27 protein-coding genes, 2 tRNA genes and 1 riboswitch are annotated in these 22,029 nt (G+C 65.0%); of the genes, 12 read left to right on the top strand and 17 right to left on the bottom strand.

Going from position 1 to position 22,029, the window contains the following annotated elements; all coding sequences use genetic code 11:
* Positions 1-20 precede the first annotated feature (20 nt).
* The 3 genes from PARJ55_RS0105730 to rlmB all read right to left on the bottom strand — a co-directional run bounded on the left by PARJ55_RS0105730 (position 21) and on the right by rlmB (position 1,967).
* Positions 21-473, bottom strand: coding sequence for a CoA-binding protein (locus PARJ55_RS0105730; protein ID WP_028712150.1), 453 nt, complete (start codon positions 471-473; stop codon positions 21-23).
* A 183-nt stretch (positions 474-656) separates the two neighbouring features.
* Positions 657-1,016, bottom strand: coding sequence for a YHS domain-containing (seleno)protein (locus tag PARJ55_RS0105725; RefSeq protein WP_230378441.1), 360 nt, complete (start codon positions 1,014-1,016; stop codon positions 657-659).
* A gap of 153 nt (positions 1,017-1,169) precedes the next feature.
* Positions 1,170-1,967, bottom strand: coding sequence for a 23S rRNA (guanosine(2251)-2'-O)-methyltransferase RlmB (gene rlmB / locus PARJ55_RS0105720; protein ID WP_028712148.1), 798 nt, complete (start codon positions 1,965-1,967; stop codon positions 1,170-1,172).
* 164 nt (positions 1,968-2,131) lie between these two features.
* Between rlmB and PARJ55_RS0105715 the strand changes: the two genes are divergently transcribed.
* The 5 genes from PARJ55_RS0105715 to PARJ55_RS0105695 all read left to right on the top strand — a co-directional run bounded on the left by PARJ55_RS0105715 (position 2,132) and on the right by PARJ55_RS0105695 (position 5,749).
* Positions 2,132-2,215: transfer RNA gene (locus PARJ55_RS0105715), tRNA-Tyr, on the top strand.
* A 233-nt stretch (positions 2,216-2,448) separates the two neighbouring features.
* Positions 2,449-3,306, top strand: coding sequence for a hypothetical protein (locus tag PARJ55_RS0105710; protein ID WP_028712147.1), 858 nt, complete (start codon positions 2,449-2,451; stop codon positions 3,304-3,306).
* Positions 3,299-4,780, top strand: a complete 1,482-nt coding sequence (locus PARJ55_RS21520) for a plasmid recombination protein (protein ID WP_232215668.1) — start codon at positions 3,299-3,301, stop codon at positions 4,778-4,780. The genes PARJ55_RS0105710 and PARJ55_RS21520 overlap by 8 nt, the downstream gene beginning before the upstream one ends.
* Before the next feature lie 45 nt (positions 4,781-4,825).
* Positions 4,826-5,071 (top strand): type II toxin-antitoxin system ParD family antitoxin, encoded by a 246-nt coding sequence (locus tag PARJ55_RS0105700; RefSeq protein ID WP_028712146.1) that lies wholly within the window; start codon positions 4,826-4,828, stop codon positions 5,069-5,071.
* Between the two features lie 174 nt (positions 5,072-5,245).
* Positions 5,246-5,749, top strand: coding sequence for a hypothetical protein (locus PARJ55_RS0105695; RefSeq protein WP_156929432.1), 504 nt, complete (start codon positions 5,246-5,248; stop codon positions 5,747-5,749).
* A 223-nt stretch (positions 5,750-5,972) separates the two neighbouring features.
* Here PARJ55_RS0105695 and PARJ55_RS0105690 read toward each other — a convergent pair whose 3' ends face one another.
* The 6 genes from PARJ55_RS0105690 to PARJ55_RS0105660 form a co-directional block, all read right to left on the bottom strand.
* Positions 5,973-7,145, bottom strand: a complete 1,173-nt coding sequence (locus PARJ55_RS0105690) for an ATP-binding protein (protein WP_036713852.1) — start codon at positions 7,143-7,145, stop codon at positions 5,973-5,975.
* A 327-nt stretch (positions 7,146-7,472) separates the two neighbouring features.
* On the bottom strand, positions 7,473-7,682 hold the full coding sequence (locus tag PARJ55_RS0105680; RefSeq protein ID WP_010399187.1) for a hypothetical protein: 210 nt from the start codon (positions 7,680-7,682) through the stop codon (positions 7,473-7,475).
* Between the two features lie 137 nt (positions 7,683-7,819).
* A complete protein-coding gene (locus PARJ55_RS0105675; protein ID WP_010399189.1) occupies positions 7,820-8,098 on the bottom strand; it encodes a hypothetical protein in 279 nt (92 codons plus the stop codon).
* Positions 8,098-8,604 carry a hypothetical protein gene (locus tag PARJ55_RS0105670; RefSeq protein ID WP_028712143.1) on the bottom strand — a complete coding sequence of 169 codons (507 nt, stop codon included), beginning with the start codon at positions 8,602-8,604 and terminating at the stop codon, positions 8,098-8,100. The genes PARJ55_RS0105675 and PARJ55_RS0105670 overlap by 1 nt, the downstream gene beginning before the upstream one ends.
* Positions 8,601-8,783: a hypothetical protein gene (locus tag PARJ55_RS0105665; RefSeq protein WP_028712142.1), complete on the bottom strand. Its 183-nt coding sequence runs from the start codon at positions 8,781-8,783 to the stop codon at positions 8,601-8,603. The genes PARJ55_RS0105670 and PARJ55_RS0105665 overlap by 4 nt, the downstream gene beginning before the upstream one ends.
* Positions 8,780-9,079 carry a zinc ribbon domain-containing protein gene (locus PARJ55_RS0105660; protein WP_232215667.1) on the bottom strand — a complete coding sequence of 100 codons (300 nt, stop codon included), beginning with the start codon at positions 9,077-9,079 and terminating at the stop codon, positions 8,780-8,782. Before PARJ55_RS0105660 ends, PARJ55_RS0105665 begins: the two co-directional genes overlap by 4 nt.
* Positions 9,080-9,176: 97 nt before the next feature.
* On the opposite strand from PARJ55_RS0105660, the gene PARJ55_RS0105655 reads away from it, so the two are divergent.
* The 3 genes from PARJ55_RS0105655 (at position 9,177) to PARJ55_RS0105645 (ending at position 12,572) form a co-directional block, all read left to right on the top strand.
* On the top strand, positions 9,177-9,404 hold the full coding sequence (locus tag PARJ55_RS0105655; protein WP_028712140.1) for a helix-turn-helix domain-containing protein: 228 nt from the start codon (positions 9,177-9,179) through the stop codon (positions 9,402-9,404).
* A gap of 240 nt (positions 9,405-9,644) precedes the next feature.
* A riboswitch (TPP riboswitch) is annotated at positions 9,645-9,765 on the top strand.
* A 105-nt stretch (positions 9,766-9,870) separates the two neighbouring features.
* Complete coding sequence (gene thiC, locus PARJ55_RS0105650; RefSeq protein WP_028712139.1) at positions 9,871-11,670, top strand: phosphomethylpyrimidine synthase ThiC; 1,800 nt, start codon at positions 9,871-9,873, stop codon at positions 11,668-11,670.
* Positions 11,671-12,119: 449 nt separating this feature from the next.
* Complete coding sequence (locus PARJ55_RS0105645) at positions 12,120-12,572, top strand: GNAT family N-acetyltransferase (protein WP_028712138.1); 453 nt, start codon at positions 12,120-12,122, stop codon at positions 12,570-12,572.
* 72 nt (positions 12,573-12,644) lie between these two features.
* Here the strand turns inward: PARJ55_RS0105645 and PARJ55_RS23255 are convergent, their stop codons facing one another.
* Both PARJ55_RS23255 and PARJ55_RS0105635 read right to left on the bottom strand, forming a co-directional pair.
* A complete protein-coding gene (locus PARJ55_RS23255) occupies positions 12,645-13,217 on the bottom strand; it encodes an adenylate kinase (protein WP_084637787.1) in 573 nt (190 codons plus the stop codon).
* 210 nt (positions 13,218-13,427) lie between these two features.
* Positions 13,428-14,036, bottom strand: a complete 609-nt coding sequence (locus PARJ55_RS0105635; protein WP_028712136.1) for a helix-turn-helix domain-containing protein — start codon at positions 14,034-14,036, stop codon at positions 13,428-13,430.
* 118 nt (positions 14,037-14,154) lie between these two features.
* On the opposite strand from PARJ55_RS0105635, the gene PARJ55_RS0105630 reads away from it, so the two are divergent.
* The 4 genes from PARJ55_RS0105630 to PARJ55_RS0105615 all read left to right on the top strand — a co-directional run bounded on the left by PARJ55_RS0105630 (position 14,155) and on the right by PARJ55_RS0105615 (position 18,091).
* Positions 14,155-14,397 carry a hypothetical protein gene (locus tag PARJ55_RS0105630; RefSeq protein WP_028712135.1) on the top strand — a complete coding sequence of 81 codons (243 nt, stop codon included), beginning with the start codon at positions 14,155-14,157 and terminating at the stop codon, positions 14,395-14,397.
* Between the two features lie 199 nt (positions 14,398-14,596).
* Complete coding sequence (locus tag PARJ55_RS0105625; protein WP_028712134.1) at positions 14,597-15,670, top strand: tyrosine-type recombinase/integrase; 1,074 nt, start codon at positions 14,597-14,599, stop codon at positions 15,668-15,670.
* Between the two features lie 499 nt (positions 15,671-16,169).
* Positions 16,170-17,378 (top strand): Hint domain-containing protein, encoded by a 1,209-nt coding sequence (locus PARJ55_RS23250; RefSeq protein ID WP_028712133.1) that lies wholly within the window; start codon positions 16,170-16,172, stop codon positions 17,376-17,378.
* Positions 17,379-17,500: 122 nt separating this feature from the next.
* Complete coding sequence (locus PARJ55_RS0105615; protein WP_028712132.1) at positions 17,501-18,091, top strand: hypothetical protein; 591 nt, start codon at positions 17,501-17,503, stop codon at positions 18,089-18,091.
* 282 nt (positions 18,092-18,373) lie between these two features.
* On the opposite strand, the gene PARJ55_RS0105610 is transcribed toward PARJ55_RS0105615, so the two are convergent.
* From PARJ55_RS0105610 to PARJ55_RS0105590, 6 genes are all read right to left on the bottom strand, one after another.
* Positions 18,374-18,449 (bottom strand) — tRNA-Phe (locus tag PARJ55_RS0105610).
* 76 nt (positions 18,450-18,525) lie between these two features.
* Positions 18,526-18,675, bottom strand: coding sequence for a DNA gyrase inhibitor YacG (locus PARJ55_RS23245; protein ID WP_084637785.1), 150 nt, complete (start codon positions 18,673-18,675; stop codon positions 18,526-18,528).
* Positions 18,672-19,733, bottom strand: a complete 1,062-nt coding sequence (locus PARJ55_RS0105605) for a ribonuclease E/G (protein ID WP_028712131.1) — start codon at positions 19,731-19,733, stop codon at positions 18,672-18,674. The genes PARJ55_RS23245 and PARJ55_RS0105605 overlap by 4 nt, the downstream gene beginning before the upstream one ends.
* The gene (locus PARJ55_RS0105600) at positions 19,730-20,356 is read right to left on the bottom strand and encodes a nucleoside triphosphate pyrophosphatase (RefSeq protein ID WP_051416162.1); all 627 of its coding nucleotides are present in this window, start codon (positions 20,354-20,356) and stop codon (positions 19,730-19,732) included. Before PARJ55_RS0105600 ends, PARJ55_RS0105605 begins: the two co-directional genes overlap by 4 nt.
* Positions 20,357-20,399: 43 nt before the next feature.
* On the bottom strand, positions 20,400-20,618 hold the full coding sequence (infA, locus tag PARJ55_RS0105595; protein WP_010397442.1) for a translation initiation factor IF-1: 219 nt from the start codon (positions 20,616-20,618) through the stop codon (positions 20,400-20,402).
* A gap of 184 nt (positions 20,619-20,802) precedes the next feature.
* Positions 20,803-21,864, bottom strand: a complete 1,062-nt coding sequence (locus PARJ55_RS0105590) for a flagellar motor switch protein FliM (RefSeq protein ID WP_232215666.1) — start codon at positions 21,862-21,864, stop codon at positions 20,803-20,805.
* Positions 21,865-22,029 lie beyond the last annotated feature (165 nt).

The raw sequence follows: 22,029 nt of genomic DNA, 5'->3' as shown, positions 1-22,029 counted from the left end.
TTCATGCGCTTCGGGCCGCGCTAGAGAAAGCGCGGGAACTCGATCTTGGGGCAACGGTCCTCGATCACCGTCAGGCCGCGGGCGCGGGCGCGGCTGGCGGCAATCGGGTGGCGGATGCCAAGCTGCATCCAGATCGTGCCCAGCCGGGGCAGGTGGCCCATGGCTTGCTCGACGATGGCCGGCACCGCCTCGGGGCGGCGGAAGATGTCCACCATGTCCACCCCGGTTTCGGGCGGAATCGCCCGCAGGTCGGGATAGACCCTTTCGTCCAGGATGGTGCTGCCGGCATGGCCCGGATTGACCGGGATGATGCGGTAGCCCTGCGATTTCAGGTAACGGGCGACGCCCCAGGATGGTCGGGCCTCGTTCGGCGACAGGCCGACGATGGCGATGCAGCGCGCCGTGCGGGCGATGCGCGCAATGTCGTCATCGACCGGCGAGGTGCCGATATCGCGAAGTATTGCCAGGCTCATATGATCCTCCCCCAGATCTCAACCGAAAGTGGCATGGAAAAAGCGCCCGGTCCAGTAGTCTGGCCGGGCGCAAGTCGCGGAACGAGGGACAGTGATCTGAACATGACCGTTCCGTGGTCATGTCCGGTAAATAAATGGGAACCGTGGCCAAAAAGTTCCACCCCCATCGCAAAAAAGTGAGTTTCAGGGGTTCATGCGCGACCAGACGGCCTTGGCGCGCATCAGGATTTGCTGCGGATCGGCAAGAAGTCGCTCACGTGCCTGTTCCGAACGCAGCAGATAGGTGCGCTGGCCGATCACCACGAAATGGCGCGGATTGCCCGGCTCTGACCGGCCCTCGGACAGGGCGACCACGCAAAGGCCGCCCAAGCCTGGGGCGTAAGCCTTTGGATTGGCTTCGAAAAGATTGCGGTTATGCTCGCTGGCGAAGTGCCAGGCCTGGCCGCGCCAGACCGTGACCAGATCGGTGCGCCCCGGCACCGCGGCGTTCTCGGTCCCGTAGGAGACCGGATCCATGCCGTCGAGCGCCCAATTCTGTGCCATTGCCCCGGAAACGGGCAAGGCGAGCAGCAGGCTGGCGAGAAACGGTCGAATCATGGCGGCGCTGGGGTGAGGGGCGATGCCTTCGATCTGGCAAAGCCATGGCCGATTCTCAACCCGGCCGGGCGATTTCTAGCGCCGATGTGATGGCCGCGCTCAGCTCTGTGAAGCGGCATAGAGCGCCACCGCCGCCGCGTTCGAGACGTTGAGCGAGCCGAAATCCGCGGCGAAGGGAATCCGCAGGATGCGATCGCAGGTTTCTCGGGTGCGCTCGCGCAGGCCGGGGCCCTCGGCCCCCAGCACCAGGCAGAGCGGCCGGCCCGCCAGTTCGCGCAGCGCCCCGGGCAGGGCCTCGGTGCCGGTGCCGTCCAGCCCCAGCACCACATAGCCCATGGCCTGCAGTTCGATCAGCGCCTCGGCCAGATTGGTAACCCGCAGATAGGGCTGCCGCTCCAGCGCGCCCGAGGCGGTCTTGGCCAGCGCCCCGGTCTCGGGCGCCGAGTGGCGCGCCGGGGCGATGACCGCGCGCGCGCCGAAGACCTCGGCCGAGCGCAGGATGGCGCCGACATTATGCGGGTCGGTCACCCGGTCCAGCGCCACCAGCAGCGGCCGCCCCGGGCCCGACAGCGCCAGATCGGCCAGGCTGTCCCATTTCAGCGGCTTCACCTCCAGCGCCGCGCCCTGATGCACGCTTTCCGGCGGCAGCGGCACGGTTCGGTCGAAGCTGCGGGCATCCGCGATCTCGGCTTCAAGCCCCTCGGGCAGGGGGCCGAGGCGGTCCAGCGCGTTGCGGGTCACGACCAGCCGCAGCTTCTCGCGCCGCGGATTGGCCAGCGCGTCGCGCACGGCGTGCAGGCCGAACAGCCAGACGGTTTCGGCCGCGGCGGCGCGGCGGGCGCGTTCCTTGTCGATGACCCAGGCGGGCTTCTTGGTCTTCTGCGGTTTTTCGGCCATGTCGGATTCCCGGTTATGGTTCCGACTGCGCAGAAATCGCGGCCGAATGCAAGTTTTCCGGCCGCCGCGCCGCCCGGCCGAGAAAGCGCAAGATTCTGGCCGCATCCCGCTTGACGCCCCCGAGCGGGCGGGATAATCACCCCTCCACGCCGAGAGCGTTCGGCGGGCGACGTGCTGCAAGGTGCGGCAGCGGACTGTAACTCCGCCGGGGAGACCCATGCCTGGTTCGATTCCAGGGTCGCCCACCACTTCTTCTGAAAATCGAACGATATCAACGAAGTGGTGTCCCGCATTCGTGCAATGCGGCAGCATGCAAATCAATGGGTTATGACGCAGGTGTCCCGCAGTTTTGCGGCTTGACCTCTGCGCAAAAGAAAACCGTCGGAGGAGCTGGCACTCCATCCGACGGCACTGTCAAAAGTCTTCTGGCAAAAGAATATGTCACAGCTTCCCGCCGTGCAACCCCGTGGGGAGGTGCGGCATGAGTTGGAAGGTCGCGAATCTTTGCGCCGGGCGGCGCTTCGGCAGTCCGGTGCGAAAGCAGATCATCATGTTTCTGGCCGACAAGGCCAGTGATGACGGGTCGGGCATCTGGTGCTCCAAGGGGACGATCCAGCGCCACACCGAGCTTGGCGAAACCACCGTCAAGCGCACGATCAATGAGTTCCTGAGCGAAGGCATCCTGATCGAGACCGGCCGCCGTGCCTGCAAGAACGGTTTCACCGTTGTTTATCGCATTTCCCTTGCCGCCGTCCGCACCCTGGAGGGCATTGCCGAACCCGACGACGAGACGGGGTCCGCAGAGGACGGGGTCTACCGTGAACCCGGAACGGGGTCCGCTGCGGACCCGGTACCCCGTCCACAGCGGACCCCAAACCATCCTGAAACCATCCATAAACCACCTTCGCGCGCAGGCGCGCGCGAGGCGGCGGCTGAATCTCTTGAGATATTGAAGGCCTATCCAACCGACCGATGTCGCAACGAAGCGGCCTGCCTGCACCACGTTGAGGCTGCCATGCAGGAGGTCGGGTATGAAAAGCTTCTCTCGGCTGTAAAGCGCTATGCGCTGGAGACCGCAGGCTATACGCGCTCAAAGGTCTGTTTCTCGGATAACTGGTTCAGGACGGGCCGCTGGCGCGATTATATCGAGGACGAGCCGGGATCACCTCCTGACCCGACCCCGGCGCATGCGGCAAAAACTGCCGACTGGATCAAATCCCATCATCCCCTGTGCCGAACCCTGAGCGTTGGACAGGTCCGCATGGCGCTGGACCTGGAACTGGTTTCCCGCAGCGAAGTGCGCGCCGCAGGCTTCAGCGAGGGATTGCGTTATGTCTGATCGCAGCGGGAAATCCATCTTCGCGCACAAGCAAACCTATTCGCGCAAGGGCAACAGCAAGAGTCGGTCGGTCAGCGATATCGCTGATGAGGCGGAGCGGCTGGACGGGGCTTGCCCGCATGTTGGGAATCCGCAGCCGCCCACCATCCTGGAAGGCATCCTGCCCTCGGAGGTGGTTGCGTTGATCGAGCAGCGTATCGCCGAGCAGAACAAGCAGTTGCGTCGGTTGCGCAAGGAGCAGCCGGATCGAAAGGACGCCTTGCGGACCATCCGCTCGGACACGCATGTGCTGATCGGCAGCGTTTTCAGTTTCCCCGATCCGGTCGAGGACATGGACGAGGCCGATTATCTGCGCTGGCGCAGGGACGTGATCGCCTTCGCCAGGGACGATGCCGTGCGAAACGGCGCCGAGGTGCTGAGCATCGTTGAGCATCTCGACGAAGCCCACCCGCATGTGCATGTGCTGGCCGTGCCCCTATGTGCAGATGGTAATATGCGCATGGACGCCAAGCGCTGCCACGAGGGCCATCGCGAGCAGGACCGGCATGCGGCGCAGCATTGGTCCGGCTCGCCATCGCGCAGCTACAAGCAGGCGATGCGCGACTGGCAGGACCGCTATCACGCCGAGGTCGGCGCGAAGCATGGTCAAGCCCGTACGGGGCCGCGCCGCCGCCGTCTGGACCGGGCGGCGTGGAAGGCCGAACAGGAACGGCTGAAGGCGCAGAAGGCGGCAGAGATCGCGACTGAGCGAGCCGCAGAAGCCCGCCGTCTCGCCGACGAGGAGGAGCGCCGCCTCAGCGCGGTCTCGTGGGACACGGTCGCCAGACGGCTTCGGGAGGCCGAGGCGGTGCATGCCATCGCCACCGGCGGGCTGATTGCCGCCATCCGGCAGGTCGATCCTGATCCGGTGCTGCTGGAGCGGCTGGAGACCCCCGGACAGATGGGCAGCTGGACGAACCACGACGCGGATCGCAACCGCGAGATGTCCCTCGCGCTGGCGCCTGTGCTCAGCGACGGGTTGGAAGCCTTGCGCCAGCCACCGGCAGGACCGGGGTTGTTCGAAGGGCTCTCCGGTTTCCTGCGCGGCTTGGCTGGCTGGGTCAATCGCCTCGCAGATGCCAGTCCGCGCTGGCTGAAATGGCCGGAGACCGTGGCCTATGTGGCGCAAGGGGCGAAGCAGGCGTTCGGCACGACATACTCGGCCTCGACCCTAGCCGGGGTCATCGAAGCCTCGCCGGTATGGCAGTTCTTCACCCGTGAGGCACAAGCGCGGCTGGATCAGGCACGCGCGGTGCAGGCGGGGTGCCTGGAGAACGCGCGGGACCAAACCCAGGCTGGATCAGGCACGCGCGGTGCAGGCTCTGGCGCATCCGCGCGACTCTCGGCCAGATGCTTCATCGCAGAGGGGCGTATGACAACATGCGCCTATACCAATATGCACATCCGGCGGCGGAGAGCCGACAATTGCGATTGATACGATTTCTTGGTAATATTCGGTATCAACGCACAGGAGGCCCGCATGTCCCGCAACACTTCGGTTTCGCTCGGCGATCACTTCGTCAGCTTCATCGACGCGCAGGTGAAGGGCGGCCGCTATGGCTCGGCGAGCGACGTGGTGCGGGCGGGGCTGCGGCTCCTGGAGGAGCACGAGGCCAAGGTAAAGGCCCTCCAGGACGCCCTGATCGCCGGAGAGGACTCCGGCCGGGCGGAAGGCTTCGACCTCGACCGGTTCATTGCTCGCAAGATGGCCGGTCGCAACGCATGAAGGCACTGGCCTTCACCGTCGCGGCAACGGTCGATCTGGAGGATATCTGCAATTATACGGAAGTCGAATGGTGGCCTCGGGGCCGAGGTCACGCACGGCATCTGTGACGGGACATGCGCCGATGAGCGGATTGCAATATTGGCATATGCGTCTGTGGGCATGGAGGGCTTGGCGATGACCTATCGGCTCAGCGAATATCCGGTCCTGGCGCGGCTCGCGGCCGGCAGAACCATGGCTACGCGGCTTGACGTCCGCGCCTGCCGCCGGCTCTACGCGCTGGCGACGGCCGACGATCTGGGCGCGATGGGGCCGAAAGAGCGCGGGTTTTACGACAGCTTGGCCACGAGCGAGCCGGTGCCGGGCTCCGGCGGGCCGATTGCAGCGATTCAGGCGCAGGTCAGGGCCGATGGTTTCCGGCGCATTGCCGACGAAAAGGCCTTCCTGGACGATCTGTCCGGCGAGCCGGACATGATCCCCGGTCCCTTCAGGGTGAAATGCCTGCTTTGCAATAGCGTCGCTGAGAGCTGGCATCGGGACTTTCCTGCTCCTGCAAAGGCAAGGATCGGCGTGGCCAGTTGTGCATGCGGGAATGTCAGTGCCGATTCGATGGGGTTTCTCGGCTATGGGCGCATCCTGTCGTGCCAACCCGATAGTTTCGAGGTCCTGGATCTTGCCTGATCCGGGCGGTGCAAAGCTGTCCTGCGCCGGCTGCAGGCCGTAGCCCAGAGTGGCCTACTTTTTGCGATTTCGCCAAATATTAGTGACCGACTATTATTTTGCGGGGCCCGGTGCAAAGCACCACCCGCAAAATGTCGGACCAGGCGCTGCGCCCCGGTACCCCGCTTTCTCCGCCCAGGAAGAAGATCGATCCCCGACGCCGCCCGATGGGCGGCCGCATTGCTTACGGATGAAGCGCCAGCAGATCCTGCCCGAACTGGTGCAGCGACATGACCTCGATGCCGTTCGGCAGCGGGAAAGCCTCGTCCCCCGGATAAACCACGATCCGCCGCGCAGGTTGCAGGTCTTCGCAGGCCGAGTGAAAGCCGCGCTCGACCTTCGGCGCCAGATTGCGCTTGACCTCGACGGCCCAGACCGCGCCGCCCGGCAGGGTCAGCACCAGATCGACCTCGGCCCCCGCACCGCTGCGATAGAACCGGGCCTGCGTCCCATCCGGCATCAGGGCATGGGCGGTCTCGATGATCAGACCTTCCCAACTGGCGCCCGCGACGGGGTGGCCGAGAACGTCGTCCAGCGTCGTCAGTCCCAGCAGGGCATGCAGGATGCCGGTGTCGCGCACATAGATGCGCGGGGACTTGACCAGCCGCTTGCCGATATTCGCGTGCCAGGGCTCCAGCCGGCGCACCAGCATCAGATCGACCAGCAGGTCGAGATAGGAGGCGACGGTCTTGGCATCGACCCCGAGCGCGCGGGCAAGCTCGGCGGCGTTCGACAGGCCGGACTGCCGATGCGCCAGCATGGTCCAGAAGCGCCGCAGCGTCTCGGCCGCGATGCGGGGGCCGAGTGCGGGAATGTCGCGTTCCAGATAGGTGCGGATGAAGTCGCGCCGCCAGCGCAGGCTGGCCTGATCGTCGCGGGCGAGGAAGCTGTCGGGAAAGCCGCCGCGCAGCCAGAGCCGATCCAGATCGGCGGCGGGAACCTCCAGCGCATCAAGGGGAGCAAGCTCGGCATAGGCGATCCGGCCCGCCAGCGTCTCACCCGACTGCCGCAGCAGGTCGATGGAGGCCGAGCCGAGCAGCAGGAAGCGCCCCGCCCGCAGCCCCTTGCGCCGTCCCCGGTCGATCAGGCCGCGCAGGTTCTGGAACAGGTCCGGCACCCGCTGGACCTCATCAAGGATGACCAGCTTGTCCTCATGCGCCGAAAGGTAGAGCTCGGGATCGGAGAGCTTCGCCTGGTCGGCGCTGGATTCGAGGTCGAGATAGAGCGACGGCCGCTCTTCCCCCAGTTCTTGGGCCAGCGTGGTCTTGCCGACCTGGCGCGGCCCCAGCAGGGCAACGGCGGGACTGTCGTCCAGCAGGGACTTCACGGTGTCGGTGATGCGGCGCTCGATCAACATCCTTGCAATTATGGAGATTGATTCCCGATTTGCAAGGTTAATAGGGGGATATTTCCATTTGCTGTCGGGCTGACTTCAATGAGTCCAGTTGTCGGAAGGCACACGGCATGTCTTCGGGCTTGTGCATGACAACCAACAGTGCGGCGCATGCACAGTCAAAGCGCGATGGAGATGTAGGGTATCTTGACCGGCGGCAGCTTGAAGGATGCCGCCCGATGGGCGGCCGCAAACCGCATTCCGCCCCAGCCTCGTGGGGGCGGTCGGAATGCGGTTTGCGCGCAGCCTGACCCCGGCCCGCTCGCTTCACGACGGGCCGTAGGGACGGGGTCAGGCGAATTCGTTTTCCCAGCAGGCCATCATCCAGCGCTCATCGCTGTCGGGCAGGTCGATGCCGTAGAATTCCAGCACCTGGGTCAGGTCGTAGATGCGCTCTTCCTGTTCCGGCTCGGTCAGCGCGGCCCACCAATTGCGTGCTTTGACCTCATCCGGCTCGAAGATCGATGCGGGCAGTTCGCCTTTGAACGGTTGCGGGGGCATTATTTGTCTCCTGTCATTTGTCGCTGGGTCATATCCAGCGCTGCCGCTGATCCGGCGAGGCGGTGGCGGTGGCCCGTGCCTCGCCTGGCCCATTTCCTGGGCGGGAGCCCCCCGATCAGCGCGTGAGGTTCCTGCCCTCAGCCCTTGTAACGGGAAGCGTCTGGAGGTTCCGGGAGATATCGCAGGGCTGCCAATGCCATCTCCGCATTCACGCCTGCCGGCAGATCGACGGTATCTCCCTCAGCGATATGCATCAGCCGTGCCCGTAGCGTATTCCAGCTGAGGGGGCGGCCGGTCGTCATCTTTGCCATCACGACCCGCCCGATGGTGAACGCAACCATGTCCGGGTTGTTCAGGTAGTCAGGCCCTTTGCGCCGATATCCGTTGGTTGCGTGCATGGTCCCGTGGGAGGTCATCACTTGCCTCCCGTCATCCATGGCCGGATCGCGTCCAGAGCCGCCGCCGATCCAGCGAGGCTGAAGCGGTGGCGCTTGCCACCGAAGCCGATCTCGACCCATTCCGCTAGCCGGACATTGTGGACGAAGAGGTTGGTCGCGCCCATCCCGGCCGTGTCGAAATTGCTCAGCAGAATGTCACCACCGTCTGCCACGAAATCCAGCTTCTCACCATTCGAGAACCGGATGCTGACCCGTTCGCCCGCCTCGGCGTTGCGGCCGTTCAGCGTCACGCTGACGCGGCAGTTGTTGAAGTCACAGGTGCCGTTGGCGTCGAATTCGTTCATCTGGTCGGTGCGGGTGATACAGATCTCGTTGCCGCGCACCCGGCGCGGGCTGACCTCACCGGTCTCGTTGGTGAAAGTCCAGTATTCGGCGCCGCCCTCGATGGAGGCCTCGAAATACCAGCCGGCGGCAAGGGCCGGGCTGGCGAGGCTGATCAGCGCGGCGGTGATCAGATGCTTCATGCTTCCAGATCCTCCGGAGGAATGTCGATGCCGGCATCGGCCAGCGCCTGTGCGATCAACTGGCTCATGGTGATGTCGCGCCGCAGGGCCTCGATCCGCAGGGATTTGTGCGCCTCGGCACTGAGGCAGATCGAGGTGCGCTTCGGGCCGACGGTCGGTTTCCGCTTCGCGGCCCTCATCGGTACCAGCCCTCCTGCATGCGGGGGATCACGTAGCGCAGGAACAGGCCGACACCGCCAGCGAACAGCATGAACGGCGAAAGGAACAGGAAGGCGATCAAGCCGTCGAATGCCGTCGTTTGGTCATCGACCGATGCAACCCAAGTGCCAAAGACTATGCCGGCAAGAACGAAGAATGCGGCCACGCCGAGCATGAAGGTCGATGCCTGGCGCCAGCTTTCGACCGAGCGGCCCCACACCCCGCGGATCGCCCCGCAGGCGGGGCAGGTGGAGGCCTCGGCATGAATCTCGGTCATGCAATGCGGACATTGGTGGGGCATGAAGGGCTCCTGGATGTCGAATGAATGTTAAAACAGGTAGAGTTAAAAGCGTCGACGCACAATAGCATTGTGCATGAAGACGACCCCCAAGAGTCCTCTGCGAGACATCGTGGCGCGCAACATGCGCAGGCTGCGGGCCGAGCGCGGCTGGTCGCAGGAGTATCTGGCGCATGAATGCGGGTTGAACCGGACCTATCTCAGCGCGGTGGAGCGGTCGGAGCAGAACATCTCCATCGACAACCTATATCGCGTGGCACAGGGTTTAGGGGTGGAGAGTTGGACATTGCTGAAGGCCGAGTAGTCGGTGGTAAGGACGGAAAGCTGCCGGCTGCGATGCGGTATGGCAGCCGCAAAAACTTTGGCATAGCGGTCGTTCATCCGCAGTGCTGCGGCTGCCACTGATTTAGGACGAGATTTTCCCCTCGCACCAGGAGCGCCCTGCGACCTCGCCGCGCCTGGTTGCAGGGCTGATATATCTCCGGCAGGCCATCAAGATCCATCGCCTCCGATATTGACACGACGGGGAAAATGTCCAACCTTTGCGCTTCGTCAGGGGAGTCCCGCCACGGGGACTGAGAGGCTGACAGGGGGCAACCCCGGTGACGCGACCCTTTGAACCTGACCCAGTTGACACTGGCGTAGGAAGACCGAAGGGCAATCAACCTCCGTTATCTCGGGGCGCGGTCCTTTCGGGCCGCGTTGGCCCATTGGCCGCGTGGCCCCTTTCGAAGCCCCTGTCAGCCGGGTCCCCAAACAGGGAGACCGCAATGAAGGACCACCCCCAGCCCCGGATTACCACCGGCGCCATGCCCGCCTCGGACAAGATCCATCTGCCCGGCGTATTGCACGACATCCGCGTGCCGATGCGCCGCATTGCCCTGACCGGCGAGCCGGCGCTGACCGTCTATGACAGTTCCGGGCCCTATACCGACCCGCAGGCCGATATCGCGATCACGCGCGGCTTGCCGCGGTGGCGCGGGCAATGGCAGCAGATGCGCGGCGATGTCACGCCGGTCGCCGCGCGGCCGGTGACCGCCGCCGATAACGGCTTTGCCGAGGGCGCGCGCCTGACCCCGGCCTTTCCGGTCCGTCATGCGCCTCTGCGTGCCGCCCATGGGGCGGTAACCCAGCTTGCCTATGCCCGGGCCGGCATCATCACCCCGGAAATGGAATATGTCGCCATCCGCGAGAACGAGGGCCGCATCACCGCCTATGTCCGCGACGGTGAGGATTTCGGTGCCCAGATCCCCGATTTGGTCACGCCCGAATTCGTCCGCGACGAAATCGCCGCAGGCCGCGCCATCATTCCCGCAAACATCAACCATCCCGAACTTGAGCCGATGATCATCGGCCGCAATTTCCTGGTCAAGATCAACGCCAATATCGGCAACTCGGCCGTCACCTCCTCGATGGAGGACGAAGTGGACAAGATGGTCTGGGCGATCCGCTGGGGCGCCGACACGGTCATGGACCTGTCCACAGGGCGCAATATCCACAATATCCGAGACTGGATCATCCGCAATTCGCCGGTGCCGATCGGCACGGTGCCGCTGTATCAGGCGCTGGAAAAGGTCGGCGGCGTGGCCGAGGACCTGACCTGGGAGATCTTCCGCGACACGCTGATCGAGCAGGCCGAACAGGGGGTGGACTATTTCACCATCCATGCCGGGGTGCGGCTGCACATGATCCCGCTGACGGCGAGCCGGGTGACCGGGATCGTGTCGCGCGGTGGCTCGATCATGGCGAAATGGTGCCTGCATCATCACCGCGAGAGCTTTCTCTACGAGCATTTCGCCGAGATCTGCGAGATCATGCGCGCCTATGACATCAGCTTCAGCCTGGGCGACGGGCTGCGGCCCGGCTCGATCGCGGATGCCAATGACGCGGCGCAGTTTGCCGAGCTGGAAACCCTGGGCGAGCTGACAAAGATCGCCTGGGCGCATGACTGCCAAGTGATGATCGAGGGGCCGGGGCATGTTCCCATGCACAAGATCAAGGCCAATATGGACAAGCAGCTGGCGCATTGCCACGAGGCGCCGTTCTATACGCTGGGGCCGCTGACCACTGATATCGCGCCGGGCTATGACCATATCACCAGCGCCATCGGCGCGGCGATGATCGGCTGGTTCGGGACGGCGATGCTGTGCTATGTCACGCCCAAGGAACATCTGGGCCTGCCGGACCGCGACGACGTCAAGACCGGCGTGATCACCTACAAGCTGGCCGCCCATGCGGCGAACCTGGCCAAGGGCCATCCCGGCGCGCGGTTGCGCGACGACGCGCTGTCGCGCGCCCGCTTCGATTTCCGCTGGGAGGATCAGTTCAACCTCGGTCTCGATCCGGACACGGCGCGCGCCATGCATGACGAGACCATGCCGAAGGAGGCGCACAAGCTGGCGCATTTCTGTTCGATGTGCGGGCCGAAATTCTGCTCGATGCGGATCAGCCACGACATCCGCGCCGAGGCCGAGCGCCGGAACGGCATGGACGCCATGGCCGAACGCTTCCGCGATCAGGGCGGCGCGCTTTATGTCCCCACGGTAACCGCAGCATCCCGCCCGGATTGAGCCCGGCAGGAACATGGATCGGCCTGCCGCCCAATGGACGGCAGGCTTCCATTCCTGGTCGCCGTAATCGGGGGAGACGTGAGTATGCGAGCGGTAGCTTGGCCTCCAATTTCCCCTTGCTGCGCCCTTGCGCCGCTCTGCTCTCCGATTTTCTGCGCTACCCACGAGCGACCGCACCGGGAACGCTGCGCGGCAGCAGATTAGGCCAGCGAATGACCGCGAAGGGCCGAGTGCGCGGGCCAGAGGCTGACTGGCGCCGCCCCTGGTGCAAAGAGCGGCAGATCGACGTGAAGAGCCCTCTGCCGTCATTGAAACTGGTGGCGGGGCGGCCTATGTTCGGCCCGCCACAGACGGAGATTTATGCACAGAGGCTTCGATTGACCCGCATATAGCGGCATCGCTCGGCACTTGGGTGCCGACCCTTTTTGCATGATTTCTGTGGAGTTCTCTTGAAGAACGAAAACGTGGTGATCCGGCCCTTTGACGCGGTATCGGATTTGAAAAGACTGTCGACCATCTGGTTCGAAGCCTCGCTAAAGGCGCACCCCTTCATCGGTGAAGAAAGGCTGATCGAACAGCGCAAGCTGATCGAGGAGGTGTATCTGCCGAAGGCGGAGACTTCCGTGGCCTTCCTCGAGGGAAAAGCCGTCGGCTTCATCAGCCTTCTCGACTGCTTCATAGGCGGGATATTCATCGCTCCGGAGTGGCAAGGTCACGGTGTCGGGCGCACGCTCATCGCCGATGCCCTGGCCCGGAAGGGCGAACTGTCCCTCGAGGTCTATACCGAGAATGAACAAGCCGTCCGGTTCTACAGGCGGCTAGGATTTCAGGAGGTGTCCCGGCGCGCGGTCGATGATTTCGGCTTCCCGTTCCCGAATGCCTCACTCTGTATAATGACCTGAGAACAAGTCTGGCAGGGCCACTCCCTGCCAGACCATGTTGTCGACGGTCGGGATCGGGCTCTTCGTGACCTTTCAGAGCCGGTCCAGCGCGGTTGTGACTGTCTCGGCCAACACGTCAGCAGGCTCTGTGCCGTCAAGCTTCAGAACCGGAGCGGTTTGTACTTCGAGCCAGCGTTCATGCTGGGCGAGATTGCGTCCCGTGAACGAGGGGTCATCATAGCGAGAGGCCCAGTCACGGAATGCCAGATGGCTGTCATGCATGTCGCCACCCGGCAGGATACGACCACCATGTCTTTGTGCCTCTCGGCGCTCCAGACGCTGCAGCCGTATCGAGGTCGGTGCATACAGGAAGGCGATGATCTCGACATCCTGAATTAGGATATCTCCCCACCCCATGAACGAGCCTGACAGAACCCAGCCCTCCGTCCGGGATTGCCGCTGTCGGATCAAGCGGACCCGATCTTCTGGCAGGCGCTTTGTCGTGAATGGCGGGTCTGTCGGCATCCAATAGAAGTCGTCGACGTCCAGCACGGGAACGCCCATCCGCGCCGACAGTGTCGCGCCAAGCGTCGAGACGCCCGAACATGATGCTCCGATCAAGTATATTCTTGGCACGTCAGTCCCGCCGTTAGCAGTCAAAACCATGAGGGCAATAGCGGCGCGCGTCACCTTCTACAATGTCCGCTCCGTCCCGCAGAGCAGACCGTGACCCGACGATCTCGCCGCGCCAAGCACGAACGTCTGGTATAGGGATGCTGCAAGGCGGCGCCAGGCCGGGGCCGTAGGGCAGCAATGGGCCGGGATTGTTCGCGCTCGCTACGAGGCTGAGCAGCAGCAGTCCCTTCGGGTGGCGGTCTACCGACCGTCATCGGGCTCTTCAGCGAGAGCACGCCGATAACGCAGGCTGTACTCCGTGTGCTCCCAGACCGCATCGGCAATATCCCCTCGTGTGTACTGGGCAGAGGGATTTCCGGTAAGCTGCCGTCTTTCTTCACGCTCGGCAAGCACCCTGATGACAACTGCCTGGATGTCGTCGTAGGAGAGCCGTTCCTCACCGGCGTGGATATGCTTCGCAAGGTGCTCTGCCAGACGAAATGCGTCATCAAGGATCGGCCCATGGTCGATGTAACGTGCCCGCCCGGTTAGGATGAACTCGGCATCAACGTCGGTTGTTGCCGCGATTCGTCTCAGCACTTCGGCGGGCACCTTGGCTGTTTCCTGCGTTTCGTAGGATATGTACGTGCGCTTCGGGATACCCAGCCGTTTCGCCATCTCTTGTTGCGAGATACCTTTAGGGCCGATCTGCTGACGTACTTGCTTGAGGATAGTGCCGACCGGCGCGACAGGTGCGCGCTCACTCTGCACGTCCGGCGAATCAAAATCGGCGGTTATCCAATCATCCCAGTCGAGATCATCATCGTCAAAGCTGAAATCCACGGCTGCTTCTGGCAGTTTTCCGTCCATCTCGCGACATCTCCCTGCAAAAGGTGCAAGTTCCTGCACTAAAATAAGGACCATTTTCCAGAGTCTTGACCAAAGCGAACCTTGCGTGGTCTCCAGCTTACAGGAAAGGAGACCTGCCATGTCGAAAATTTTCGATCTGGGCCGCACCCCCGAGGAGTGGTCGGCAAAGCTTCGCCCGCGCGGTGTCGAGCTGTCGCCACGGACGCTAAGGTCCAAGGCGCGGGAACACGGACAGTATTTTTCCATCGGGCGCGCCATCTTTATCACCCCCGATCAGATGGATGAGATCCTGCTGCGGGAAGCCGACCGCACATCGCGCTTTGCTGAGCTTCAGCACAACAGCGGTTCGAAGGGGGGATGACATGCCGGCACCAACTACTACTCAGGCTGCGATCCGCCGGGCGCTTGAGGCGGCTAAAGATATCGGGCTGAACGTCGCTGGCTATACTGTGGCGAAAGACGGTACGATTTCTGTGACGTTAGCCGGGGCCGAGGCCGGACAGCATGCACGCCCCGCGCCCCGCCAGATCGCCCCGAAATCCTGGGCAACGAGGTAGATCGTGAGAGTGGACTTCCCCGGATTGTTGATCGAGAGCCATCGCAACGGCTCTCCTCGCTATCGCGTCCGCGTCGAGGGCCGGAAGCATGTTCGTATTCACCTTCCGGTCGGACCGGAGGACAAGGACTTTGCCAACTACTATTACGCGGCGCGAGCAGGCGAGAGATGGCTTCCATCTGAGCCGAAGGCGGTCAAGGGCTCGATTGACTGGCTCTGTGCGGAATACCTGTCCTTTGTCGCGCGGATGGTCGAGGCCGGGCAGATGTCGCCTGCAACGCTGAAGCAGCGGCGCAGCGTCTTGCGCCGCCTCTGCGACTATTCGGGTGAGGGCAGCGTGCGCTATGGCGATTTCGACATGGATGCCCCCGCTGCCGCTTTCATCGAAATCCGGGATGCCTGGGCCACCCATCCGGGCGCTGCGGACAATCTCATCAAGACTGTCCGAGCGGTCTATGCATGGGCGCAGGAGCGCGAGTACATCGCGCACAATCCGGCGGCGGGGATAAAGGCCATCAACGTCAATCCTGCTGGTGGCGCCGTCCCCTGGTCCGTTGCCGAACTGAAGAAATTCCGCGAACATCATCCTAAGGGAACGGCCGCGCATCTGTGGCTCACGCTGCACGCCTTTACTGCTTGCAGGATCGGCGATGCGATCTGGTTGGGGCGCGCACAGGAAGTGATGCGCGACGGGCAGCTCTGGCTGAATTGGCAACCCAGAAAACGCGGATCGGCCTTCGTTTCCATCCCCATGATGCCGCCCCTGATCGCGGCAACTCGTGCAGCCGACGGCCCGGCATACCTTCTGAACGAAAAGGGTAAACCCTTCGCCAGCGTCGAGGCGCTGCGCGTGCGTGTCCAGCGTTGGTGCAGCGCGGCAGGGATACCGGATCGCTCGTCCCACGGCATTCGCAAGGCGGTAGGCGAACTGATGGCCCAGAACGGGTGCTCGCAGTATCAGGTCATGGCGGTCATGGCTCATACCCAGGCCAAGACCAGCGAAATCTACACCAAGGGTGCTGAGCGACAAATTCTTGCGGCGGATGGCGTTAAGGTGCTGGCCGCGCTAGACTGGTGAGTGTCCCGCAGCATGGATTTGCGGGACACATAGGGCAACAATCACTGAGGGAAATGAGAGAATGGGATTCCAGGGTCGCCCACCATTTTCCCAATCCCCGGAACCGGATGGTGAGGCCAGTCGAGGCCGGATGACGGATCGCTGACCGCGATGCGCCGCCGCGCGTTTCCGCCACGGCCCACAACCGCGCCCCTGCAGTCATCGCCCTCGCGCAATGGTTGCATAGCAGAGTCGATCGCTCTCCGCCGGCCCTAGGCCCGGGTCCTCGATATCCGTGAAAAATACCCTAAGAACCGGCTGAACGGGCGGGCAGAAAAAATGCGCGCCGCGATGGGTTAACGTTTGCGTGAAAAGATCGAATCGCGCATAAGTTGATAGCGGGTTGCCTGGTTTCCTATTTCCTTGTGCCGCAGTCACGCCATTCCCCACCGCAGGGGTGGCGCGAACTCGTCAACCCAATCGACCGCAATTGCTGCAGGTCTGTAACAAGGTTTATCCTATGCCCTATTTCACGGAAATTCCCTCCAGTTTGATCACGGTGGGGCTCGATGGCGTGATCGCCTTCGTGCCGAACACCTCGCTGCTCAACGCCTTCGAGAGCTCGCAGGAATTCGCGCAATATGACGTCGATGCCACCAGCGCGACGACGCTCAGCGCCGGCGACAACCTGACCCCGGTGGACGATACCGGCAATCCGCTGACCGCTCCCGGCACCTATCAGGGTTCGGCCACGGTGGCGAATGCCGCGGCCAGCGTGGGCATCCCCGGCGTGGCCACCGTCAGCCTGCAGGTCAATCCGATCAGCGGCCACCTGATGGAGGCCGATGGCACCTATTACTTCATCAGCGAAGAGCCGCTGGACGACGACCATCTTGCGGTGACCGCCAGCCTTACCCTTCCGCTGGTCGGGCCGATCTCGGTGACCGGGCCGATCTCGGGGATCGCCGATCAGCTTGCCGAAGCCGTCGGGCCGCTGCTCGGGCCGTTGGTTCTTCAGTCGGCCGACCTGCTCCAGACCACCGCCAACGGTGTTGTCGTGACCATGAATCACGACGTCAACGGCACGCTGACGCTGACCGATGACGAGGTGTTCTGCTTCGTCGCCGGCACCCTGATCGAGACCGACAGGGGCTTCGTGCCGGTCGAGGAGCTGAAGCTGGGCGACATGGTGGTGACCCGCGACAACGGCTTGCAGCCCGTCCGCTGGATCGGTTCGGTCAGGCTGAACGTGGCCAGTCTGCGGGCGCAGCCCAAATTGCGCGCGATCCGCATCCGGGCCGGCGCCCTGGGCCGCAACACCCCCTCGACCGACCTGCTGGTGTCGCCGCAGCATCGCGTGCTGGTGCGTTCGAAGATCGCGATGAAGATGTTCGGTGCCATGGAGGTTCTGGTGGCGGCCAAGCAGCTTCTGCAGGTCGAAGGCGTCGATATCGCCGAAGACCTGACCGAGATCGAGTATTTCCACATCCTCTTCGACCGGCATGAGGTCGTGAACTCGAACGGTGCGGCGACCGAATCGCTGTATACCGGGGCGCAGGCGCTGAAATCGGTGGGCCGCGCGGCCCGGGAGGAGATCTTCACCCTGTTCCCGATGCTGCGCGATGCCGGTTTCACGCCGGAAACGGCGCGGCATCTGCCTTCGGGCCGGCAATCGCGCAAGCTGGCCGTCCGCCATGCCCAGCATGGCCGGCCGCTGGTGCAGCACTGAACCAGGACGGGCCGCGGCATATGCCGCGGCCCGTGCCGGACCGCCCGGCGCGCGTGCCCGATTGACAGGGCGCCGGGCGCCAGCAGAATGGAGGCAACCCCCTGAACGGAAAGGAAGGGTCGATGTTGCGCCGGTTCTGTTTGCTAGCCTTTTCGACGATCGGCGCTGCGGCGCTCCTGCATGGCGGCCCCGCCCGGGCGCAGATGGATGCCGGGCAGCTTTGCGTCAACCAATGCCTGTTCCACCATGGCCCCGCCTCAAGCCCTGCCTATCACGCCTGCGTGGCCGAGATCTGCGAGGGCAAGGGGCAGGTCTCCGGCGGACAGGCCGCACCCTCCCGCCAGCGGCCGGCCGGCCCGGTCTGGGTCAGCGGCGTGGCCGGCGGCGGCCAGGGGCGGTACGCCGGCATCGAATCCGGGCGCCATTCGCTGAGCTACATGTGCAAGCGCGGCGAGAGCGGCATCCTGGCCGTCGAGGGAATGACCGGCTCGGGCCGCTCGCTTGCCATTCGCGTCGACGGAACCTCGTTCCGGCCGCAATTCATCAGCAGGGGCGGCATGCGCTATACCAGTGCGGCCAGGGATTCTGCCTTGCTCCGCGCCCTGCTGTCCGGAAATGCGGTCGAGATTTCGGACGACCGCGGGCGCGTCCGCTTTTCGCTGTCCGGTTCCGGCGCGGCGATCCGCGCGGCGATGGCGGGTTGCGGCCTGTAAGACCGGCCTGGGCAGGGGTGTGCCCGCGCTTCGAATTGCGCCTTTCACGAAGCACCTTCTACCGCTTTTCGCACCGTCCCGACCGCCGCGGGGACGGGGCGCCGCCCGCCGGGCAGCGTATCCGGCGCGCGGCAACCGCCTTCCCGGTTGCTTGGGCCCGGTTGTTTGGGCCCAGTCGCACAGGAGGGCCAGCAGCAGAGCTGGGCGACGGGTGACGTCTGCCGATGGACGACGCCGGAGGCCATCACCGGCCCAACGGACTGTTGCGATATTCTGGGGAAATGGTGCCCGGAGGCGGATTCGAACCACCGACACGCGGATTTTCAATCCGCTGCTCTACCAACTGAGCTATCCGGGCGCCGGAGCATCTTGCTTCGGACTGGCGCGTTGTTATGGCAGCTCCGGGCCGGTGTCCAGAGCCAAAAATGAAATTTTCACTCTTCCCCGTCACTCTCGGGAACCGGCTCGCCGGGAATGCGGTAATCGCCGCGAAACCAGCGTGCCAGGTCGACATCCGCGCAGCGGCGCGAGCAAAACGGCCGGTAGCGATCCGAAGCGGGTTTTCCGCAGATCGGGCATTTCATCGCCGGTCCTCCGCCGTCAGCAGCCGCGCCAGCGGCATGCGGTCACGCTTGCGGCTGATCTCGTAAAGCCCCATCGCCGTCCAGCCGATCAGCACCGTTTCGGCCGATTCCGAGCGGAAGGCGGCGCGCAGGGTCTGTTCCAGCGTGCCGCGGTCGCGCTTGGGCATCGGGGCGAAATCCACCACGATCTGGCCGCCCAGGCCGCGCAGCCGCAACTGGCGCGGCAGATCGCGGGCCAGGGCGATATTGGCCTTGAGCCCCGCCGCCGGCGAATGGTCGCTGCCGGTATTGACGTCGACGGCCACCAGCGCGCGCAGCGCCTCGATCTCGGCCCAGGCGCCGCCGCCCAGCTCGACCCGCGGCTGCAGCATCTGCTGCACCGCCGCCTCCGCGCCGGTCGCCTCGAAGGCATCGGCGCCGTCCTCGATGCTGTCCGGCGGCGGATCGGCCCAGTCCTGCCAGGCCTGGTCGGCAGGTTCGGGCGCGTCGAGCAGAAGTTCCGGCCCGCCTTCGCGATCCGCCAGGATCGCCTGCGCCAGGTCCAGAATCTGCCCCAGCTCGGCGGCGATCTCGTCGTCCGGGGCAGTGGCCGCAATGCTGCGGAAGACGATGCCGGGCGGATCGCTCCGGCCGGCCAGCGCGGTTTCGCCCAGCCGCACCAGCAGGTCGCGCAGCGCATCGTCGCGAATCCGGCGCGAGACGTTCACGCCGGGCGCGCCAGGCGTCACGATGACATGCCGGCCGCGGAAGTTCAGCCGGGCGGAAACCGGAACGGCCTTGCCCTCCTCGGCGCTGCCGCTGACCTGCACGAGCAGGGCCTGCCCCTCGCGCAGCCCGCCGCGGTCGCGCAGGAAGCCGCGCGCGCCTTCGGGCAGGCGCAGGAAGACGCCGCCCTGTCCCTTGACCAGCCGGTCGACCCGCGCGCGGCAGATCGCGCCCGGTGCGAAGGGCGTGGCGCCGGCCGGATCGATGATCAGATCCTCGAGCCTGCCGTCCTGCATCAGTGCCGCAGCAGCGCGGCCAGCCAGCTGCCCCAGGACGATCTGGCGTCCCCTCATGCCGGTTTCCCCCGAATTCCCACCGCCTCGAGCAGGGCTGCGGTTTCGGCCAGTGGCAGGCCGACCACCCCGCTGTAAGAGCCCTGCATCCAGGCCGCGAAGGCCGAGGCATGGCCCTGGATGGCATAGGCGCCCGCCTTGCCCTGCCATTCGCCGGTGGCGATGTAATATTCGATCTGTGTGGTGGTCAGCGGGCGGAAGCGGATGACGGTTTCCACCAGGCGCTCGCGCAGCCGGCCGCCATGGGCCAGCGCGACCGCGGTCAGCACCCGGTGCCGACGCCCGGAGAGCAGCCGCAGATGCCGCCGCGCCTCGGCCGCATCGGCGGGCTTGTCCAGGATTCTGCGGCCCGCGACCACCACCGTGTCGGCGCAGAGAATCGCCCCCTCGGCGCGGCCGGCCAGGGCCGCTGCCTTTTCGCGTGCCATGCGCCGGGCATAGTCGCGCGGGCTTTCGCCGCGCAGCGGGGTTTCGTCGATTTCGGCCGGCAGGATGCGGTCGGGTACGATGCCGATCTGGGCCAGCAGCTCAAGCCGGCGCGGACTGGCCGAGCCGAGGACCAAGGCCGGCACCCTCTCCCTCTCTGCCGCCAGGGATGCGGGGCGTCCTGTCGCATCCGGCATGACATCCGGCGCCGTCAGGTCGCGGTCCGGATTGCCGGCGGTCTTACTTGAAGCGGTAATTGATCCGCCCCTTCGTGAGGTCGTAGGTGTTCATTTCCACCTGAACCTTGTCGCCGGCGAGGACGCGGATGCGGTTCTTGCGCATCTTTCCTGCCATATGTGCGATGATCTCATGGCCGTTTTCTAGCTCGACCCGGAATGTCGCATTCGGCAGGAGTTCCTTCACGACGCCGGGAAATTCGAGCATTTCTTCCTTGGCCATGTTCTCTCCTGTAGGGGTGACCCGCGCTGCAGCGGGCGCAAGCTACATGCGTCCAGACGGGGCGTTTTTCAAGGGGAATCTGGACTTGGCAGGGGTTTCTGCGGCTTGATGGCGCATTGCGGCGGCTAATATCGTGGAAAAGTTGCGGGATTGCGACGGTCCGCGCGTGGGCAAGGCAGGACATTCAGCCCGCCCTGGCCGCCGGCGCGGAAGGGTCCAGCGCGCGAAAGGCATCCGGATGGCCAAGATCGGCGAGCGGCGGTTCGGCCTGGTCCGGCAGGATCGGCAAGATCGGCAGCGGGCCGGCGGGCGGCGAGGCGAAGCCCGCCTCGCCGGGCGTCCCGGAGGGCGCGGCGGCCGCCGGCCCGCTGCCGATATCGCGCAGCCGGATGGCGTGGAAGCCGTCCTTTTCCCCCAGCCGCCCGCGGGCGAGCAATTGGCCCCGAACCGTTTCCACCCTGGCCTCGTCCAGCACGTTCTGCGGCAGGGGCAGCAGCGATCCGGGCGTCAGGCCGCGCAGCTGGTGCAGGCTGAGCCTGCGGCGGCAGAGGATGCCGGCCAGCCGGATCGGCGCGGCCTGCACCGCCTCGGCCAGCGACGCCTTGGCGGGATGCGGCCCGGCGGCCCGCTCCGGCGGCTGTATCGGGTCCATCCCGGAAGAGGGCGGCGGTCCCGCCAGCATTCCCGCTTCGGCCGGCAGGGCGATGGTCACCGTGCCGTCGCGCTGCCCGCCGGGACCGATGCGGAACCGGAAGGTCAGGCGCGTCATCTCGCCATCCTCCAGCATCAGCGCCAGCGGGCGCGGGTCGTCCATATAGGTGGCATAGCGAAAGGCGCCGAAATCGGGGCAGCCGTCCCGCGCTGCGCATTCCCGGGCCAGTTCGACCAGCAGCGCATTCACGAAATCGGCCGAGATCGTCGCATCGGTCCGCGTGGGCTTTCGCTGCGGCGCCGGGCGCGACGTCACGCGGCCGATGGCCTGCATCTCGATCAGCGATGCCAGCAGGCCGGGGCAGATGGCGACCACGCCCAGGGCGTCGCCGCGCCCCTGCACCACCGCAAGCAGGGCGCGTTCCGGCAAAAGCTCGGGCAATTCGGAGAGGGTCATGCGCGCCAGTTCGATCCTTTCGACAAAGACCGGTAGGCGTGCCTGTTTCTCGGCCGCGCGGGCGAGGGCGGTGGCGGCGGCACGTTCCAGCCGGAATCCGGCGCTGGCCTGCGGCTGCCCGGCCGGGACGTCGCGCATTCTTTCCCGTTCCGCGATCCAGCGGCGCAGGACCCGGCCGGATGCCGCCGTCGCGGGTCCGTTCCGTCCCGTCCCGGCATGTTCCGGGCCGCCCGCCTGTTCCGTTGCTGCGCTTTCCATACCCGACCGAATCGATACTGCCTTTGGCGCAGGATGGCACGGACT

Origin of the sequence: Paracoccus sp. J55 (genome assembly GCF_000513975.1) — a bacterium.
In the GTDB taxonomy this organism is placed as follows: Bacteria; Pseudomonadota; Alphaproteobacteria; order Rhodobacterales; family Rhodobacteraceae; genus Paracoccus.
The sequence above is the reverse complement of the archived record's forward strand: the minus strand, read 5'-3'. Positions and strand labels throughout refer to the sequence as shown.

What these genes read in the sequence shown, in the direction of transcription:
- PARJ55_RS0105730 (WP_028712150.1), bottom strand. Translation starts at nt 473, where the DNA reads ATGAGCCTGGCAATACTTCGCGATATCGGCACCTCGCCGGTCGATGAC.
- PARJ55_RS0105725 (WP_230378441.1), bottom strand. Translation starts at nt 1,016, where the DNA reads ATGGCACAGAATTGGGCGCTCGACGGCATGGATCCGGTCTCCTACGGG.
- rlmB (WP_028712148.1), bottom strand. Translation starts at nt 1,967, where the DNA reads ATGGCCGAAAAACCGCAGAAGACCAAGAAGCCCGCCTGGGTCATCGAC.
- PARJ55_RS0105710 (WP_028712147.1), top strand. Translation starts at nt 2,449, where the DNA reads ATGAGTTGGAAGGTCGCGAATCTTTGCGCCGGGCGGCGCTTCGGCAGT.
- PARJ55_RS21520 (WP_232215668.1), top strand. Translation starts at nt 3,299, where the DNA reads ATGTCTGATCGCAGCGGGAAATCCATCTTCGCGCACAAGCAAACCTAT.
- PARJ55_RS0105700 (WP_028712146.1), top strand. Translation starts at nt 4,826, where the DNA reads ATGTCCCGCAACACTTCGGTTTCGCTCGGCGATCACTTCGTCAGCTTC.
- PARJ55_RS0105695 (WP_156929432.1), top strand. Translation starts at nt 5,246, where the DNA reads ATGACCTATCGGCTCAGCGAATATCCGGTCCTGGCGCGGCTCGCGGCC.
- PARJ55_RS0105690 (WP_036713852.1), bottom strand. Translation starts at nt 7,145, where the DNA reads ATGTTGATCGAGCGCCGCATCACCGACACCGTGAAGTCCCTGCTGGAC.
- PARJ55_RS0105680 (WP_010399187.1), bottom strand. Translation starts at nt 7,682, where the DNA reads ATGCCCCCGCAACCGTTCAAAGGCGAACTGCCCGCATCGATCTTCGAG.
- PARJ55_RS0105675 (WP_010399189.1), bottom strand. Translation starts at nt 8,098, where the DNA reads ATGACCTCCCACGGGACCATGCACGCAACCAACGGATATCGGCGCAAA.
- PARJ55_RS0105670 (WP_028712143.1), bottom strand. Translation starts at nt 8,604, where the DNA reads ATGAAGCATCTGATCACCGCCGCGCTGATCAGCCTCGCCAGCCCGGCC.
- PARJ55_RS0105665 (WP_028712142.1), bottom strand. Translation starts at nt 8,783, where the DNA reads ATGAGGGCCGCGAAGCGGAAACCGACCGTCGGCCCGAAGCGCACCTCG.
- PARJ55_RS0105660 (WP_232215667.1), bottom strand. Translation starts at nt 9,079, where the DNA reads ATGACCGAGATTCATGCCGAGGCCTCCACCTGCCCCGCCTGCGGGGCG.
- PARJ55_RS0105655 (WP_028712140.1), top strand. Translation starts at nt 9,177, where the DNA reads ATGAAGACGACCCCCAAGAGTCCTCTGCGAGACATCGTGGCGCGCAAC.
- thiC (WP_028712139.1), top strand. Translation starts at nt 9,871, where the DNA reads ATGAAGGACCACCCCCAGCCCCGGATTACCACCGGCGCCATGCCCGCC.
- PARJ55_RS23255 (WP_084637787.1), bottom strand. Translation starts at nt 13,217, where the DNA reads ATGGTTTTGACTGCTAACGGCGGGACTGACGTGCCAAGAATATACTTG.
- PARJ55_RS0105635 (WP_028712136.1), bottom strand. Translation starts at nt 14,036, where the DNA reads ATGGACGGAAAACTGCCAGAAGCAGCCGTGGATTTCAGCTTTGACGAT.
- PARJ55_RS0105630 (WP_028712135.1), top strand. Translation starts at nt 14,155, where the DNA reads ATGTCGAAAATTTTCGATCTGGGCCGCACCCCCGAGGAGTGGTCGGCA.
- PARJ55_RS23250 (WP_028712133.1), top strand. Translation starts at nt 16,170, where the DNA reads ATGCCCTATTTCACGGAAATTCCCTCCAGTTTGATCACGGTGGGGCTC.
- PARJ55_RS0105615 (WP_028712132.1), top strand. Translation starts at nt 17,501, where the DNA reads ATGTTGCGCCGGTTCTGTTTGCTAGCCTTTTCGACGATCGGCGCTGCG.
- PARJ55_RS23245 (WP_084637785.1), bottom strand. Translation starts at nt 18,675, where the DNA reads ATGAAATGCCCGATCTGCGGAAAACCCGCTTCGGATCGCTACCGGCCG.
- PARJ55_RS0105605 (WP_028712131.1), bottom strand. Translation starts at nt 19,733, where the DNA reads ATGAGGGGACGCCAGATCGTCCTGGGGCAGCTGGCTGGCCGCGCTGCT.
- PARJ55_RS0105600 (WP_051416162.1), bottom strand. Translation starts at nt 20,356, where the DNA reads ATGCCGGATGCGACAGGACGCCCCGCATCCCTGGCGGCAGAGAGGGAG.
- infA (WP_010397442.1), bottom strand. Translation starts at nt 20,618, where the DNA reads ATGGCCAAGGAAGAAATGCTCGAATTTCCCGGCGTCGTGAAGGAACTC.
- PARJ55_RS0105590 (WP_232215666.1), bottom strand. Translation starts at nt 21,864, where the DNA reads ATGCGCGACGTCCCGGCCGGGCAGCCGCAGGCCAGCGCCGGATTCCGG.